The 14,425-nt window shown below is 67.0% G+C and carries 14 protein-coding genes and 1 tRNA gene; 9 read left to right on the top strand and 6 right to left on the bottom strand.

Annotation, left to right across the window (positions count from 1 at the left end; genetic code table 11):
* Window positions 1-41: 41 nt before the first annotated feature.
* Entirely contained in the window at window positions 42-953 is a 912-nt protein-coding gene (locus ABCN56_RS05115; RefSeq protein WP_343079680.1) for a pirin family protein, read from the top strand.
* 60 nt (window positions 954-1,013) lie between these two features.
* Here the strand turns inward: ABCN56_RS05115 and ABCN56_RS05120 are convergent, their stop codons facing one another.
* Window positions 1,014-1,601, bottom strand: coding sequence for a TetR/AcrR family transcriptional regulator (locus ABCN56_RS05120; protein WP_343079681.1), 588 nt, complete (start codon window positions 1,599-1,601; stop codon window positions 1,014-1,016).
* Window positions 1,602-1,720: 119 nt separating this feature from the next.
* Here ABCN56_RS05120 and ABCN56_RS05125 point away from each other — a divergent pair, with 119 nt between their 5' ends.
* The 6 genes from ABCN56_RS05125 to ABCN56_RS05150 all read left to right on the top strand — a co-directional run bounded on the left by ABCN56_RS05125 (window position 1,721) and on the right by ABCN56_RS05150 (window position 7,181).
* On the top strand, window positions 1,721-2,023 hold the full coding sequence (locus ABCN56_RS05125; RefSeq protein WP_343079682.1) for a hypothetical protein: 303 nt from the start codon (window positions 1,721-1,723) through the stop codon (window positions 2,021-2,023).
* Window positions 2,024-2,110: 87 nt separating this feature from the next.
* A complete protein-coding gene (locus ABCN56_RS05130) occupies window positions 2,111-3,397 on the top strand; it encodes a homoserine dehydrogenase (RefSeq protein WP_343079683.1) in 1,287 nt (428 codons plus the stop codon).
* A gap of 199 nt (window positions 3,398-3,596) precedes the next feature.
* Window positions 3,597-4,565 carry a class II fructose-bisphosphatase gene (glpX, locus tag ABCN56_RS05135; protein ID WP_343079684.1) on the top strand — a complete coding sequence of 323 codons (969 nt, stop codon included), beginning with the start codon at window positions 3,597-3,599 and terminating at the stop codon, window positions 4,563-4,565.
* On the top strand, window positions 4,562-6,328 hold the full coding sequence (recJ, locus tag ABCN56_RS05140; RefSeq protein WP_343079685.1) for a single-stranded-DNA-specific exonuclease RecJ: 1,767 nt from the start codon (window positions 4,562-4,564) through the stop codon (window positions 6,326-6,328). Before glpX ends, recJ begins: the two co-directional genes overlap by 4 nt.
* A 115-nt stretch (window positions 6,329-6,443) precedes the next feature.
* Window positions 6,444-6,518, top strand: a tRNA-Glu gene (locus ABCN56_RS05145).
* A gap of 135 nt (window positions 6,519-6,653) precedes the next feature.
* Window positions 6,654-7,181 (top strand): universal stress protein, encoded by a 528-nt coding sequence (locus ABCN56_RS05150; RefSeq protein ID WP_343079686.1) that lies wholly within the window; start codon window positions 6,654-6,656, stop codon window positions 7,179-7,181.
* Window positions 7,182-7,243: 62 nt separating this feature from the next.
* On the opposite strand, the gene ABCN56_RS05155 is transcribed toward ABCN56_RS05150, so the two are convergent.
* The 3 genes from ABCN56_RS05155 to ABCN56_RS05165 all read right to left on the bottom strand — a co-directional run bounded on the left by ABCN56_RS05155 (window position 7,244) and on the right by ABCN56_RS05165 (window position 10,900).
* Complete coding sequence (locus ABCN56_RS05155) at window positions 7,244-7,444, bottom strand: dodecin family protein (RefSeq protein WP_343079687.1); 201 nt, start codon at window positions 7,442-7,444, stop codon at window positions 7,244-7,246.
* 103 nt (window positions 7,445-7,547) lie between these two features.
* A complete protein-coding gene (locus ABCN56_RS05160; protein WP_343079688.1) occupies window positions 7,548-10,250 on the bottom strand; it encodes a cation-translocating P-type ATPase in 2,703 nt (900 codons plus the stop codon).
* A 209-nt stretch (window positions 10,251-10,459) separates the two neighbouring features.
* Window positions 10,460-10,900: a hypothetical protein gene (locus tag ABCN56_RS05165; protein WP_343079689.1), complete on the bottom strand. Its 441-nt coding sequence runs from the start codon at window positions 10,898-10,900 to the stop codon at window positions 10,460-10,462.
* Window positions 10,901-11,266: 366 nt separating this feature from the next.
* Here ABCN56_RS05165 and ABCN56_RS05170 point away from each other — a divergent pair, with 366 nt between their 5' ends.
* A complete protein-coding gene (locus tag ABCN56_RS05170; protein ID WP_343079690.1) occupies window positions 11,267-12,010 on the top strand; it encodes a Crp/Fnr family transcriptional regulator in 744 nt (247 codons plus the stop codon).
* A gap of 13 nt (window positions 12,011-12,023) precedes the next feature.
* Here ABCN56_RS05170 and ABCN56_RS05175 read toward each other — a convergent pair whose 3' ends face one another.
* Complete coding sequence (locus ABCN56_RS05175; protein WP_343079691.1) at window positions 12,024-12,521, bottom strand: CBS domain-containing protein; 498 nt, start codon at window positions 12,519-12,521, stop codon at window positions 12,024-12,026.
* Window positions 12,522-12,796: 275 nt separating this feature from the next.
* Here ABCN56_RS05175 and ABCN56_RS05180 point away from each other — a divergent pair, with 275 nt between their 5' ends.
* The gene (locus ABCN56_RS05180) at window positions 12,797-13,027 is read left to right on the top strand and encodes a hypothetical protein (RefSeq protein WP_343079692.1); all 231 of its coding nucleotides are present in this window, start codon (window positions 12,797-12,799) and stop codon (window positions 13,025-13,027) included.
* On the opposite strand, the gene ABCN56_RS05185 is transcribed toward ABCN56_RS05180, so the two are convergent.
* Window positions 13,003-14,409, bottom strand: a complete 1,407-nt coding sequence (locus ABCN56_RS05185; protein WP_343079693.1) for a bifunctional enoyl-CoA hydratase/phosphate acetyltransferase — start codon at window positions 14,407-14,409, stop codon at window positions 13,003-13,005. The genes ABCN56_RS05180 and ABCN56_RS05185 overlap by 25 nt on opposite strands.
* Between the last annotated feature and the right edge of the window lie 16 nt (window positions 14,410-14,425).

The following is a 14,425-nucleotide window of genomic DNA, read 5'->3' on the forward strand; positions in this document are numbered from 1 at the left end:
CCCCGATCTATATTCAGATCACCGCGCACAGGAGTTTGCCCATGTCGATCCGACCCATCCTCGAATCCCGCCGCGCCACGCCCACGATGGAAGGCGCCGGCGTGAAGCTGCACCGCGCCTTCGGGTTCCAGGACCCGACCGAACTCGACCCGTTCCTGCTTTTCGACGATTTCCGGGGAGAAACGCCCTCCGACTACGTCCGAGGCTTCCCATGGCACCCGCACCGGGGGATCGAGACGATCACCTACGTCCTGGCCGGCACCGTCGAACACGGCGACTCCCTGGGCAACGCAGGGCGGCTCGGCGCCGGTGACGTTCAGTGGATGACCGCCGGATCGGGCATCCTTCACCAGGAGATGCCGCTCGGCAATGCCAAGGGGCAGATGCACGGCTTTCAACTCTGGGCGAACCTGCCCTCTTCGCTGAAGATGACCGCGCCGCGCTACCAGGACGTCAAGGGCAAGGACATCCCCGAGATCATCGATGACGACGGGACCCGCGTGAAGGTGATCGTCGGGTCGTTCTGGGGCCAGTCGGGCCCCGTGGATGGCATCGCGGCGGACCCGCAATATCTGGACGTCTTCGTCCCTGCAGGTGTGAAAAAGACCTTCAAGATTGACACTTACCGCCGGGCCTTCGCCTATGTCTTCGAGGGCGCGGGCGCCTTCGCGGACGCCTCGAAGCCGCAGGGCGTGCTTCTGGAAAAGGAAGTGATGGGCGAAGAGGTCAATATTCGTGATCTTTCCGGCAACCGGACGCTGATCCGCTTCGGGACTGGCGAAGAGGTCACCGTTCAGGCGGGCGAGGAAGGCGTGCGCTTCCTCCTCATTTCCGGCGCCCCGATTGAGGAGCCGGTCGCCTGGCATGGCCCTATCGTGATGAACACGAAGGCCGAACTGATGCAGGCGATGACGGAGCTTCGGAACGGCACCTTCATCCGCCCGGCCCACTAGGCGCGCCCGGCCCGTCAGCGAAGGCTGGCGGGCACGGTTCCTTCGATTCGGCCCGCGCTTTCAGGCCGAAACGGATTTGCGCACCATGTCCCAGTAGATCTCCTCGACGCGGGCGCGGCTGAGCCGCCCGCCCTCGCGGAACCAGGTGTTGACGCCCGTGAGCATGGCGATGATCGCCATGGCGGCAAGCTTGGTGTCAGGCACGGCGAAAGCGCCCGCCGACTGCCCGTCCCTCAGGATGGTTTCAAGCTCGGTCTCGTAGCGCTTTCTGAGGTCCTCGATGACCCGGAAGTTTTCCGGACCGAGATTGCGGAGTTCCATGTAGGACAGGAACACCGCCTCGGCCCGGTCGAGGTTGAAGCGGATGTGGAAACGCACAAAGGCTTCAAGCCGCTCTTCAGGCATGTCGCCCTTTTGCTCTGCCTCCCAGGCGGTGAGGAGGTCCTCCATGTGACTTTGGAGAAGCTCGAAGAGAAGCGTCTCCTTGTCGGGGGTGTAGAGGTAGAGCGCCCCCGCCTGCACGCCGACCTCGGCGGCGATCTGGCGCATCGAGACCGCAGCGAACCCATGCCGGGCAAAAAGCCGAAGCGCCGCCTCGCGGACCTTCGGGCCTGTGATTTCCGCATGAGAACCGGTCTTTCGCGCCATGGGAGAAGATTATCTGAACGTGCGTTCAGTTCAATCCCCCGCCGCTCGAACGGCCCGCCCTTGTGGTGGGGCGGCCCGGGCGCGTATTCTGGCTCCACGCACGGCACTGAGAGATCCCTATGCCCCGATTGCCCCGCCCCGCCCTTCTGGCTTCCGCACTCGTCGCGGTGCTCTCGGGCTGCGCGCAATTCCCCGAGGTCGAGGCCGCGATGAGCCCGGAAGCCGCCCGGGCGGACTACCCCGCGCTCATGCCCATCGACGACGTCCTCGCCCGTGCAGCGGAGGATGGCATCGCCGGACCCGACCTCGAAGCCTCGCTTCAGGAACGCGCGGCGCGGCTCCGCGCAAGGGCCGCAGCGCTCCGCGCACCGGTCGTGGACGCGGAAACCGGAGCGCGGTTGCGGTCCGGCATCGAAGACTGAGGCAACACGAGCGCCCGGCCTCGTTGCAAGGGACGGGCGAACACGCTAACAGGGCGCGGACCGACTTTTTCCCGTTTGGAGACTTCCATGCCCGAACCGCTGCGTCTTGGCATCGCCGGCCTCGGCACGGTGGGCGTCGGTGTGGTGAAGATCGTTCAGAACCACGCCGAGCTCCTGCGCCTTCGCACCGGGCGCGAGATCGCCATCACCGCCGTTTCTGCCCGCGACCGGACGAAGAACCGCGACGCGGACATTTCGGGCTATGCCTGGGAAACGGATCCGGTGGCGCTTGCCGGCCGGAAGGACATTGACGTCTTCGTGGAAGTCATGGGCGGCGCGAACGGTCCGGCGAAGGCCGCGACCGAGGCCGCCATCGCCGCGGGCAAGGACGTCGTGACCGCGAACAAGGCGCTTCTTGCGCATCACGGGCAGGCGCTTGCCGAGGCGGCCGAGACGGCCGGCCGCGTGATCCGCTTCGAAGCGGCCGTCGCGGGGGGCATTCCGGTCGTGAAGGCGCTGACCGAGGGTCTCGCGGGCAACCGGCTCAAGCGCGTCATGGGCGTGATGAACGGCACCTGCAACTACATCCTGACGCGGATGGAAAATGCGGGACTTCCCTACGAGGCCGTCTTCGAGGAGGCGCGCCAGCTCGGCTATCTCGAGGCCGACCCGAGCCTCGACGTGGACGGGATCGACGCGGGGCACAAGCTGTCGCTTCTCGCCTCCATCGCCTTCGGCACGAAGGTCAGCTTCGACGCGGTGGAGCTTGAGGGCATCGGCCACGTCTCGATCGAGGATATCCGGCGCGCGGCGGACATGGGCTACCGGATCAAGCTTCTGGGCGTCGCGCAGATGACGGGCCGGGGGCTCGAACAGCGCATGTCGCCCTGCCTCGTCCCGGCGGAAAGCCCGCTGGGCCAGTTGCAGGGCGGAACGAACATGGTCGTCCTGGAAGGCGACAGCGTGGGTCAGATCGTCATGCGCGGCCCCGGCGCGGGCCAGGGACCGACGGCGAGCGCCGTCATGTCGGACGTGATCGAGATCGCGCGCGGATCGCGGATCGCGACCTTCGGGCAGCCGGCCCTTTCTCTGGTCGACGCGATCCCGGCGAAGGCCGCGGCGCCGGCGCCCTACTATCTGCGGATGGAGCTTCTGGACAAACCCGGCGCTCTCGCCAAGGTGGCGGCGGTCCTGGGCGATGCCGGCATCTCGATCGACCGGATGCGCCAGTATGGGCACGCCGACATCTCGGCCCCGGTCCTGATCGTCACGCACAAGACCACGCGCGACGCGATCGACCTGGCGATCCGCGGCTTCGCCGCGACGGGCGTCGTCGAGGGCCAGACAGTGGCGATCCGAATCGAGGAAGTCTGACCGGCAGGCCTAAACCCAGGCTGGCGCGCCGCTTGCCATGCGGCCGGTTTCCGCGCACCTGGCGGCAGCGAGCTTCGCATCGGCTGTCGGGACCATCCGGCCGACTGATCCGCGCCTGTTAGCGCCGACGGGGTTGCCCCGGGCGAGGTGTCTTGGATAGATGCGAAGAACAGAGACCCCAAGGACAGCAGGACCGCACATGACGCACCAGACGCCCGAATTTCACGACCGCATGCTGTCCCTCGGGCTCGCGCGCGTCAGCGAAGCCGCCGCGCACGCTTCCGCCCGCCTGATCGGGCGCGGCGACGAGAAGGCCGCCGACCAGGCCGCCGTCAACGCCATGCGCGATCAGCTCAACATGCTGGAAATCCGCGGCGTCGTGGTCATCGGCGAAGGCGAGCGCGACGAGGCGCCGATGCTCTTCATCGGCGAGGAGGTCGGCACCGGCGAAGGTCCGGAAGTGGACATCGCGCTCGACCCGCTTGAAGGCACCACGCTGACCGCGAAGGACATGCCGAACGCGCTGACCGTGATCGCGATGGCGCCGCGCGGCACGCTCCTGCACGCGCCTGACGTCTACATGGACAAGCTGGCGATCGGCCCGGGCTATCCGAAGGACGTCGTGAGCCTCGACATGTCGCCCTCCGAACGCGTGAAGGCCCTGGCCCGCGCGCGGGACTGCAAGGACAGCGACATCACCGTCTGTATCCTCGAGCGCCCGCGCCACGAGGAGATGATCGAGGACGTGCGCAGCACCGGCGCGGCGATCCGCCTGATCACCGACGGCGACGTGGCTGGCGTGATCCACTGCGCCGAGGCCCACCTGACGGGCATCGACATGTACATGGGCGCAGGCGGCGCGCCGGAGGGCGTGCTCGCGGCCTCCGCCCTCAAGTGCATGGGCGGGCAGATGTGGGGCAGGCTGCTTTTCCGCAACGACGACGAACGCGGCCGCGCAGCGAAGGCCGGGATCACCGACCTGAACCGGGTCTATTCGCGCGACGAGATGGTGACCCGCGACGTGATCTTCGCCGCGACGGGGGTCACGAACGGTTCGATCCTTGACGGCGTCAAGCGCGAGCCCGGCTTCGTCACCACCGAAACCATCCTGATGCGGTCGAAGACCGGCTCCGTGCGCCGGATGATCTACCGCTCTCCGGCGAAGTGAGCGGGCCGGCCGCCTTTCCCGACCCCGCCTTCCTTGGCGTCGAAGCGTCGCTCACCGGGCGGCGCTGGACCGGGCCCTCGGCCGAGGCCGACCGCCTGGCCGAGGCGATGGTGCAGGAAACCCGCCTGCCCCTGCCTCTCGCCCGGATACTCGTCTCGCGCGGCGTCGCCCCGGAAGAGGCCGCGCGTTTCCTCGACCCCCAGCTTCGCGACCTCCTGCCCGACCCACGGAGGCTGAAGGACATGGATACCGCTGCGACGCGGTTCCTGAAGGCCGTGAAGGACCGTGAGCGGATCGCGGTCTTCGCGGACTACGACGTGGACGGCGGCGCCTCGGCCGCCCTTCTTCTCACCTGGCTCCGGGCCATGGGCCGGGACGCGACGCTCTACATCCCCGACCGGATCGACGAGGGTTACGGCCCGAACGTCCCGGCGATGGAAGGCCTCGCGCGGGACCATTCGCTCATCGTGTGCGTGGACTGCGGCACGCTTTCCCACGAACCGATCGCGGCGGCGAACGGTGCCGATGTCGTGGTACTCGATCATCACCTTGGCGGCGAGACTCTGCCCCCTGCCATCGCCGTCGTGAACCCGAACCGCCAGGACGAAGGCGGAGAGCTTGGCCATCTCTGCGCGGCCTCCGTGGTTTTCCTGATGCTCGTGGAGGCGAACCGGCTCCTGCGCGAGGACAACGTCAAGGGGCCGGACCTCATGGCGATGCTCGACCTCGTGGCGCTTGCGACGGTGGCCGACGTCGCGCCGCTGACGGGCGTCAACCGGGCGCTCGTCCGGCAGGGCCTCAGGATCATGGCGCGACGCGAACGCCCCGGGCTTGTCGCGCTGGCGGATGTCGCGCGGATGGACCAGGCGCCCAACACCTATCACCTCGGCTTTCTTCTTGGCCCTCGCGTCAACGCGGGCGGACGGATCGGCGCGGCGGACCTGGGCGCGCGGCTTCTGGCGACGGCCGACCCGCACGAGGCGCAGGCGCTGGCCGAAAGGCTCGACCAGCTGAATACCGAGCGGCGCGATATCGAGAACCGGGTGCGTGACGCGGCCCTGGCGCAGGCGGAGGAACGCGGGCTCGATGCGCCGCTCGTCTGGGCGGCGGGCGAAGGCTGGCACCCCGGAGTCGTCGGCATCGTGGCGGCCCGGCTGAAGGAGGCGACGAACCGCCCCGCCGTGGTGATCGGGATCGACGGGAACGAGGGCAAGGGCTCAGGCCGCTCCGTCGCCGGAATCGACCTCGGCGCCGCCGTGCACAGGGTGGCGTCCGAGGGGCTGTTGCTGAAAGGTGGCGGCCACCGGATGGCGGCGGGGCTCACCGTCGCCAGAGACCGCCTCGACTCGGCGATGGAGCGCCTCTCGGATCTCCTCGCGCGCCAGGGAGCAGGAGCAACCGGCCCGCGCGACCTGCGGCTCGACGGGCTGCTGATGCCCGGCGCGGCAACGCCGGAACTGATCGAAGAGATCGAGAAGGCCGGACCCTTCGGCCAGGGCGCACCCGCCCCCCGTTTCGCCTTCCCGACGATGGGAATCACACATGCCCGCCGGGTGGGCGAGTCGCACCTGCGTCTGACCTTTTCGGACGGCATGGCGGCGGGAATCGATGCGATCTCCTTTGGCGCCTTCGACGGCCCGATCGGCCCCGCGCTCGAGGCGCATGGAGGGAATCGTTTCCACCTCGCCGGACGGCTCGAAATCAACCGCTGGGGCGGCCGCTCTCGCGTTCAACTCAGGCTCGAAGACGCCGCGCGCGCGTGATTTCAAGCCGTCACGCGCCTTGAAGGAAGGCTTCCGACGCGTCGCGAAAAAAAGGTGAAAAAATCCTCTTGCGCACCACGCGCGGCTGGCCTAAACACCGCCCCACGCCAAGCGCGGCCCGTTCGTCTATCGGTTAGGACGTCAGGTTTTCAACCTGAAAAGAGGGGTTCGACTCCCCTACGGGCTGCCACTTCATCCAGCCAGAACAGCCCCTTCCGTGACGGTTTTGCGCCGGTCTTTCGCGCGCGCGGCGTTCACTTAATCTCTGTCAAAGCGCATCACTTATGGCGTGGCATGCTGGTGTCTCGGCAATGGGAGATGCGGCATGACCAGAAAGATCCTCGTGGCCTATGACGGGTCCGACAATTCACGGCGGGCGCTGGAGCTTGCTTCCGAACTCTCCGCGAAGCTGGAGATGGATCTGACCATCCTGCACGTGATGATGCACGGGAAGTCGGCAGAGGAAATCCTGCGTCTGGCAGAAGCAGAGCACATCGTCCGGGAACCGGCAGGCGACGCTGCGGAGAAACTGCGCATGACGGCCTTGAACATGCGGGAACATCTGGGACGAGATCCGGCGGACGCGGAACGCGTTCGTGCCGTCTCGGCGATCGGAGATCAGCTCGTCGCGGAGGCGCAGACGATGAGCGATGAACTCGGCGCCCGGAACGTCCGCACGATGGTCCGCTCCGGCGATTACGCGGAAGAAATACTGGAGGCGGCCAAGGAAACCGGCGCGGACATGGTCGTCGTCGGCAGCCGCGGCCTCGGGCTCATCAAAGGGGCGCTTCTGGGCAGCGTGTCGATGCGGGTCGCCGAACGTGCCTACCGCACCGTCGTCACTGTAAGGTAGCACACAACGGCCCTTCCCCGGTTTCCGGCCGTCGGTTCCGAGGAAGGCGCCGGTGTCCGGGGTCAGTCGAGCGCGAAGCTGATCTTCGCGTTGACGCGATACTTGACGATCTTGTCCCCATCGACCGTCGCGTTCATTTCCTTGATGTAGATCGACTTGATGTTGCGCACCGTCTTCGATGCATTGGCGACAGCCACTCGGGCCGCGTCCTCGAAGCTTTGGTCGGATTCGGCGAGAACCTCGATGACTTTCAGCATTGACATTGCTTCCCGTCCTTTCTGCATGTTCTTGCGTGCATGGCGTGAGGCTCTGCCTCCGCCACCGCATGCTTTTAGGCGAGTGCCGGCACGAGAGCATTAACAGGGGTCAAGGCGACCCGGCCCGCCGGCCTGCGCCCTTTTCCCCTCGCCCCTGCCGCGGCCGCAGGAAGGGAGCGAGCTTCAGGAAGATCTGGCCAATGGCAAGTGGCAGGAGGCTCATCCCGGCGGCCAGCGCGAGCCCCGCATTCCCCGGCGCGGGAAGCCGCAGGAGGTCCGCGAGTGCCGGCAGCCACAGCGCCAGCGCGACGAGCCCAAGGGACAGGGACAACGCAGCCCAGATGAACGGATTGCGCGTGACTTCGTTGCGCAGAAGCCCGGAATCCGGCGCACGGACGTTGAAGACGTTCCAGAGCTGCGCGAGCGCGAGGGTGAGGAAGGCCACCGTTACCGAGGCGCCCGCGTCGAGCCCAAGCCGGAAGCGCGCCAGTCCGAAGGCCGTCAGCGTCGCGAAGGTGATCACCCCGCCGAGAACCCCGATCTGGGTCCAGCGGGCCCCGTCCAGGATCGGTTCCGCGGGATCCCTGGGCGGCTGGCGCATCACGTTGTCATCCCCCGCCCCGAGGCCCAGCGCAAAGGCGGGGAAGACGTCCGTCACGAGGTTGAGGAAAAGTATCTGAAGCGGAAGCAGCGGCGTCGGCAGTCCCGCTCCGACCGCGAGTCCGACGACCAGCACCTCGCTGACGTTGCAGGACATCAGGTAGACGACGAATTTGCGGATGTTCCCGAAGATGACACGACCCTGCTGCATGGCCGCGATGATCGTCTCGAACGCGTCGTCCTTCAGCACCATGTCGGCCGCCTCGCGCGCGACCTCCGTTCCGCGTTGACCCATGGCGATGCCGATATCCGCCTTCTTGAGCGCGGGCGCGTCGTTCACCCCGTCACCGGTCATTGCCACGACCTGCCCGCTTTCCTGGTAGAGCGCGACGAGGGTCAGCTTCATCTCCGGCGCGACGCGGGCGAATACGTCGGCGGCGAGCAGCCTTTCGCGCCTCTCTCCATCCGCATTCCCGGCATCGAAATCGACAAGGTCGTACCCCTCGATCACGGCAAGAGGACCGTCGCCGAGGCCCGCGTCGCGCGCGATCTTGGCCGCCGTGTCGGCGTGGTCGCCCGTCAGCATCACGACGCGCACGCCCGCCCTGCGGCTCGCCCGGATCGCCGAGGGAACGTCCGCGCGCAGGGGATCGATCAGACAAACAAGCCCGACGAGCATGAGGGCTTCGTAGGGGGCCTCCTCCGCGGATTCTCGGTGCTTCATGGCGAGGGCGAGGAGCCGGAGCCCGTCCCGAGCCGCCGCGTCGCTGCGGCTGGCCCAGTCCGCGCGCTCGGCGACGTCAAGGTCGCGCGGGCCATCCTCAGCCAACACCCGATTGCAGCACGGGATCACCGATTCAGGCGCGCCCTTCACCGCGTAGAGATGGACGTCGCCGTCGGCATGAACGGTCGCCATCATCTTCCTGTCGGGATCGAAGGCATGCTCCTTCACCTCCGCGCGGGCCTCCAGCAGCGAGGGACGGCCAAGCCCCGCCCTTCGCGCGGCGACCAGCAGCGCAACCTCCATCGGGTCGCCGCTTCGCGTCGCCTCCGACCCGTCGCCCAGTTCCGCGTTGTTGCAGAGCGCTCCGACGCGAAGCGCCCACCGAAGCCTCTCGTCCTCGGCCCCGATCGCTTTCCGTGAGGTGAAATCCACGTCGCAGGCATCGAGGATATACCGCACCGCCGTCATTCGGTTCTCGGTCAGCGTGCCGGTCTTGTCGGTCAGGATCACGGTCGTCGCGCCCAGCGTCTCGACCGAAGACAGCTTCGTGATGATCGCGTTCCGAGCCGCCATCAGCCACATTCCACGCGCGAGACTGAGCGTTGCGACGACGGGCAGCCCCTCCGGCACCGCAGCGACGGCGAGCGCCACGCCGGTCTGGATCATGCCAGTGAGTTCGTACCCCCTCAGCACGCCGGCGAGGACCGTGAGCGCCGCGATACCGAGCGTAAGCCAGACCAGCCACTGACCAAGCCGGTCGAGCCGCTTTTCGAGAGGGGTCGCCTCTGCCTCGGCGCTTTGGGCAAGATCGCTGATGCGCCCGATCTCCGTGCGCATGCCTGTTGCGACGACGATCCCCTCGCCCGCGCCCTGGGTGATCGCCGTTCCCTTGAAGGCCATGTTGCCACGGTCCCCGACCAGCGCGTCGGGGGCGATCGGGGCGATGCCTTTCGCGACGGGTACCGATTCACCTGTCAGGACGGATTCATCGCATTGCAGGTTGGAGGCTTCGGCAAGGCGAAGATCCGCCGTGACGACGTCCCCGGCTTCAAGGACCACGAGGTCACCGGGAACCAGATCGCGCGCATTGACCTCGCGCACCTCGCCGCCGCGCCTGACCCGTGTGCGGACCTCTGCGACCCGCAGAAGCGCCTCCATCGACCGCGCGGCACGCAGTTCGGTAACGAAGCCGATCGTGCCATTGATGACGAGGACAACGACGATCGCCAGAGAATCCGCGATGTCGCCCAGGAAGAATGACACGCCCGACGCGACCGCGAGCAGCCATACGATTATGCTCTTGAACTGGTGGGCAAGGATCGCCAGGGCGCTTTTTGGTTTGTGCCGGCGCATTCGATTGGGGCCGTGGACCCGCCTGCGCCGCAAGACCTCCTCCGCGTCAAGGCCGCGCTTCGGCACTGTCCCGAGCGCCGCAGCCACCTCCTCGACCGGGAGCGCGAAGGGCGTCTCGGGAAGCGTTGGGGGCATCGTCCTTTCCTTCGGTACTCGGCCTTGGCGCGTCAGATTGCGGATCCGGCTTTTTGGGCGCAGGTCACGGAACCTGCACGCGAACCATCTCGCCAGCAGGGTCGAACGGCGCAATGACGCAGGTCAAGCGGCAGGCTCGGGCGCCTCCCGAAGTGAAAGGCCACCGCTGCGGCGGTGGCCCCTTCATCAGCGTTTTCGCGAACAGGTTGTCAGACCGGCGTGGCGTGCTTCGCCTTGCCCGAAAGACCGGCCTTCCTGGCCGTCTCTTCCACCGCCTCCTTGCCGGCCTCGAGTTCGCTCGCAGTCAGGTAGCCCGCGCAGCGCGAACACATGGTGACCCATTCCTGGACGTCCTCGGCGAGGCGTTCAAGCGAATGCGTCTGCCACTCCGCCAGAGCCGTCATGGCATGTGCCGGGTCGGATGCGCTGACCGAAGTCATGCGCTTTGCCGCTTCGAGCGCGGTCTGCGTCGCCTCGTGCCGACGCTCGAACCAGTGATGGGCGTACTGTTCGGCTTCGTTCAGGATATTCTCCTGGGCGTCCCAGAACTGGCGGACCTGCGGCCCGATCATGGGATTGGCGGCGAGGAACTCCTGGGCCTGCCGGACCATTTCCGCGACGGGGTTCGTATCGGATTCCGGTTTGGCCATCTGGCACCTCCGTATTGCTGCTGCAGAGAAATTCGCGGTGAACCATCGGTCAGCGCCGCTCAGGCCGCATTGACACAGGTCAATCCGGGCGTACCGCCGCCTGGGCCAGGAAATCGGCGCCATCCGAATGCCGACAGGAATTCGCCTCAACCGTCTGAAAACAAGGCGCTTCCGGAGAAGACCGCTGCCCACACGCGCATGACACAGGCATATCGGGCAAGACATGTTGATTTGAATCAACGCCCCCAATCCCCATCTTGCTACATGAATTCTCTTTCCGGCCGGGAATCACCCCGGGATTGTCACGGGCGCCGTTGCGCCCTTGGGCGTGTCGATCCGGCCATGCAGTGCACGGGGGGTGCTCTGATGGATTCCGTCGATCTTGCCGCCACCCGGCTTTCAGAAGTCCGGTCCAAGGGAACCCGCGCGTTGGACGCCGAGGCGTTTCGCTCCAACCTTGAAAAGAATTCGCGCTGCTACAGCGCCGGCCACCAGTTGGCATTCGAAGGCGACAACGGCGCTCCCGTCCTCTGGGTTCTCAAGGGATGGCTCGCGTTGTCGAAGTCGCTCTCTGACGGCCAGACCCAGATCATCGACTTCATCCTGCCCCGCGATATCGCGTTGCCGGGCGCGGCCGACGGGCTCACCGCCGCTTTCCAGGTCGAGGCTCTGACCGACGTGGAGGTCGCGAGCCTTTCCCAGCATGAATGGGACCGGATCAAGCAGGCCTGCCCGGACGTGCAGGGCCTCGCGGTCAACCTTGCCGCCGCCGCGCAGGCACGAATGTCGGAACGGATGCTGCGGCTCGGGAAAGGCAGCGCGCCGATGCGGATCGCCTATGCACTCCTGGAACTCAGCGTGCGCCTCAAGTCCATCGGCGAGATGGAAGGCGATTTCATCCACCTGCCGCTGACCCAGCAGCAGCTTGGCGATTTCACGGGACTTTCCTCCGTCCATGTCTGCCGGACGCTGCGCCGCCTCGTGCGCAACGGCGTCATAACGACGGTGGATCACCGCGACATCCGGATCCGGGACATCGCCGCCCTGTCCGAGATGGCAGGGATCGACGTGGGCCGGCTCGCGCACGAGATCTCGCCCGTAGCCGCGTGAACCGAGGGGCCGGTCAGCGGTCCTCCACCACTTCGCCCAGCGCTTCCCCAGCGAGGATTTCCGAGGCATCCTCGGCGATGTCACCCATCGACACGATTCCCACGAGCCGTCCGCTTCTGTCGAGGACCGGCATCCGGCGCACCTGGTGGTCGCCCATCAGGCCCGCGACTTCTTCGATCGTCTGATCCTCGAAGCAGTGCAGGACGCCGGGGGACATGACCTCCGCCGCCGCAACGCTCTCGGCCGATTTCGATTCCGAAACCATTCGCACGGTGATGTCCCGGTCCGAGACCATGCCGACGAGCCGGCCGGCCTCGACCACGGGGAGGATGCCGATGCCACAGTCGCGCATCTTCCGCGCGGCGACACGCACAGACATGCTCGCCTGCACGGTTACGACGGGTCTTGTCATGATATCGCGCACCCGCATCCTGAACTCGTCGCGGCCTGCCTTGCCTCGCGCGGCGCCTGCGCGCACGGGGCAGGACTTCTTCGGCTCCTTTTCGCTCAAGGGCGCGTGCAGGCGCATTAACCTTTGATAAGCGCACCCTCCCCTTGTCTCGGCTCTTTCCCGCCGAGATTCGCCCCCTCGGCAGGCACGGCAGCGCCGGCGGTCCAACGGCGGAGATGCGCGCGAGGCCGTTTCAAGTTACATTTACATTCGGATGGCATGGCTCAAGCGAGCCGATCCAGCCAGACGCGACAAGCTGCATGGCCCACGGTTCAGGGGCCGCATTCGGCCCCTTTGAAGACAGCAGGCGCGTCCGACCCAGGGGGAATATCGCGATGAGCAGACTTGAACGCTTCCTTGCGCAGCCCGTGCCAGGAAGCAGACTGCCGCGGCCGCATCATGGCCTCCGGGCAAAGCTCGGCCCCATGCCGGGCGCCTCGCTGCGCGCGATGGACGCATACGGCCTTTCCGACCGGGAGATCGCGCATTACTACGGCCTGACGCCCTCGACGGTCCGACGGCTGCGCCGCGCACTGATGGCTCATTGCGTCGCGCGACCGGCCTGACCTGCAGCCGCGACGAGACAGGCGAGCGCGGCAGAGGCGCGGCGTTCGCGGGGAGAATCGGCGCGGCTCGTCAGCGCGATCGGCACCCGCGCGCCCATAACCACGCCCGCAGCCTCGGCGCCGGCGAGGTAGTCCAGATCCTTCACCAGGATGTTGCCTGACACCAGATCCGGCACGATCAGGACATCCGCGACGCCTGCCACGGGGGACTGGATTCCCTTGATCTTCGCCGCCTGCTCGGACACCGCGTTGTCCAGCGCGAAAGGCCCGTCGACCTCGGCCCCGGTGATGATCCCGCGTTCCGCCATCTTGCAGATCGCAGCGGCCATCACGGTCGAGGGGATGCGCTCCGTCACGTCCTCCACTGCGGAAAGGAGCGCCACCTTCGGGACATCCGTGCCCAGCACATGCGCCAGGTCGATCGCGTTCTGGACGATGTCGCGCAACTCGTCGAGATCGGGCCGGATGTTGATTGCCGCGTCCGAAACCAGAAGAAGGCGCGCGTAGCTCGGCACATCGAGGACGAAGACATGACTGATGCGGCGCTGCCCGCGCAGGTCATGCCGCGCGATGACGGGCTCCAGAAGCGTGCTCGTGTGCAGGGAACCCTTCATCAGCACTCGGACCTCGCCCTCGGCGGCGAGGCGCGCCGCAGTCTCCGCCGCGATCTCGGGCGTGGGCGCAGGCACGATCCGCGCAGCGGACAGGTCGAGACCCGCCGCCTCCGCGACCTCCCTGATCCTGTCCTCCGGCCCGATCAGCACCGGCGCGATCAGTCCCGCAGCCGCGCTTTCCATCGCGCCGCGCAGCGAAGGTTTGTCGATCGGGTAGACGACGCCGGTCTCCACCGCGCCGAGGCTCAGCGCCATCTCCTCCAGCCGGTCGAAACGGTCTGGGGGCTCGGCCGCGCCGAAACCGGCAGGCTTGCCGAACCGGCGCGAGATCTCGCGCTCGGGCGCTATCACCTCGAGACGTCCCTTGCAGAGCACGCCCCCTGCTTCCTCCCCTTCTTCCTTGCGGCAGATGCAATCGATCGAAACCCGGCGCGCCGCCTCGTCCAGCGCGAGCACGGAGAACTCGACGTCGACCTTGTCGCCAATCACGGGCGCGCCCAGGAAATCGAGCGCCATCGAGCCTATGCGCGCGCCGAAACCGGGAAACTCCGTCGCGACCAGCGTCGTTATCAGGCTGACGCAGAACCCACCCTCGGCCATCGCAGCGCGGAATTCCGGGCTGGCCGCCATCTCGCCATCGACGCGGTCATGGTTCGTGTCGGCCGCGAATCCGACGAAGGTGCGGATATCACCCGGTGCGATGCGGCGTCTCAGCTTCGCGCGGTCGCCTACCCTGATCCGGTCGAATGGCCGGTTTTCTACTCTCATCACGAAAGTCACCCTC

Source organism: Ostreiculturibacter nitratireducens (assembly GCF_032670585.1).
Classification (GTDB): domain Bacteria; phylum Pseudomonadota; class Alphaproteobacteria; order Rhodobacterales; family Rhodobacteraceae; genus Ostreiculturibacter; species Ostreiculturibacter nitratireducens.

Bases quoted from the DNA above. Each gene is read 5' to 3' on its own strand.
- ABCN56_RS05125 (WP_343079682.1), top strand. From the start codon at position 1,721: ATGCCCCGATTGCCCCGCCCCGCCCTTCTGGCTTCCGCACTCGTCGCG.
- glpX (WP_343079684.1), top strand. From the start codon at position 3,597: ATGACGCACCAGACGCCCGAATTTCACGACCGCATGCTGTCCCTCGGG.
- ABCN56_RS05155 (WP_343079687.1), bottom strand. From the start codon at position 7,444: ATGTCAATGCTGAAAGTCATCGAGGTTCTCGCCGAATCCGACCAAAGC.
- ABCN56_RS05120 (WP_343079681.1), bottom strand. From the start codon at position 1,601: ATGGCGCGAAAGACCGGTTCTCATGCGGAAATCACAGGCCCGAAGGTC.
- ABCN56_RS05150 (WP_343079686.1), top strand. From the start codon at position 6,654: ATGACCAGAAAGATCCTCGTGGCCTATGACGGGTCCGACAATTCACGG.
- ABCN56_RS05165 (WP_343079689.1), bottom strand. From the start codon at position 10,900: ATGGCCAAACCGGAATCCGATACGAACCCCGTCGCGGAAATGGTCCGG.
- ABCN56_RS05170 (WP_343079690.1), top strand. From the start codon at position 11,267: ATGGATTCCGTCGATCTTGCCGCCACCCGGCTTTCAGAAGTCCGGTCC.
- ABCN56_RS05115 (WP_343079680.1), top strand. From the start codon at position 42: ATGTCGATCCGACCCATCCTCGAATCCCGCCGCGCCACGCCCACGATG.
- ABCN56_RS05185 (WP_343079693.1), bottom strand. From the start codon at position 14,409: ATGAGAGTAGAAAACCGGCCATTCGACCGGATCAGGGTAGGCGACCGC.
- ABCN56_RS05180 (WP_343079692.1), top strand. From the start codon at position 12,797: ATGAGCAGACTTGAACGCTTCCTTGCGCAGCCCGTGCCAGGAAGCAGA.
- ABCN56_RS05130 (WP_343079683.1), top strand. From the start codon at position 2,111: ATGCCCGAACCGCTGCGTCTTGGCATCGCCGGCCTCGGCACGGTGGGC.
- ABCN56_RS05160 (WP_343079688.1), bottom strand. From the start codon at position 10,250: ATGCCCCCAACGCTTCCCGAGACGCCCTTCGCGCTCCCGGTCGAGGAG.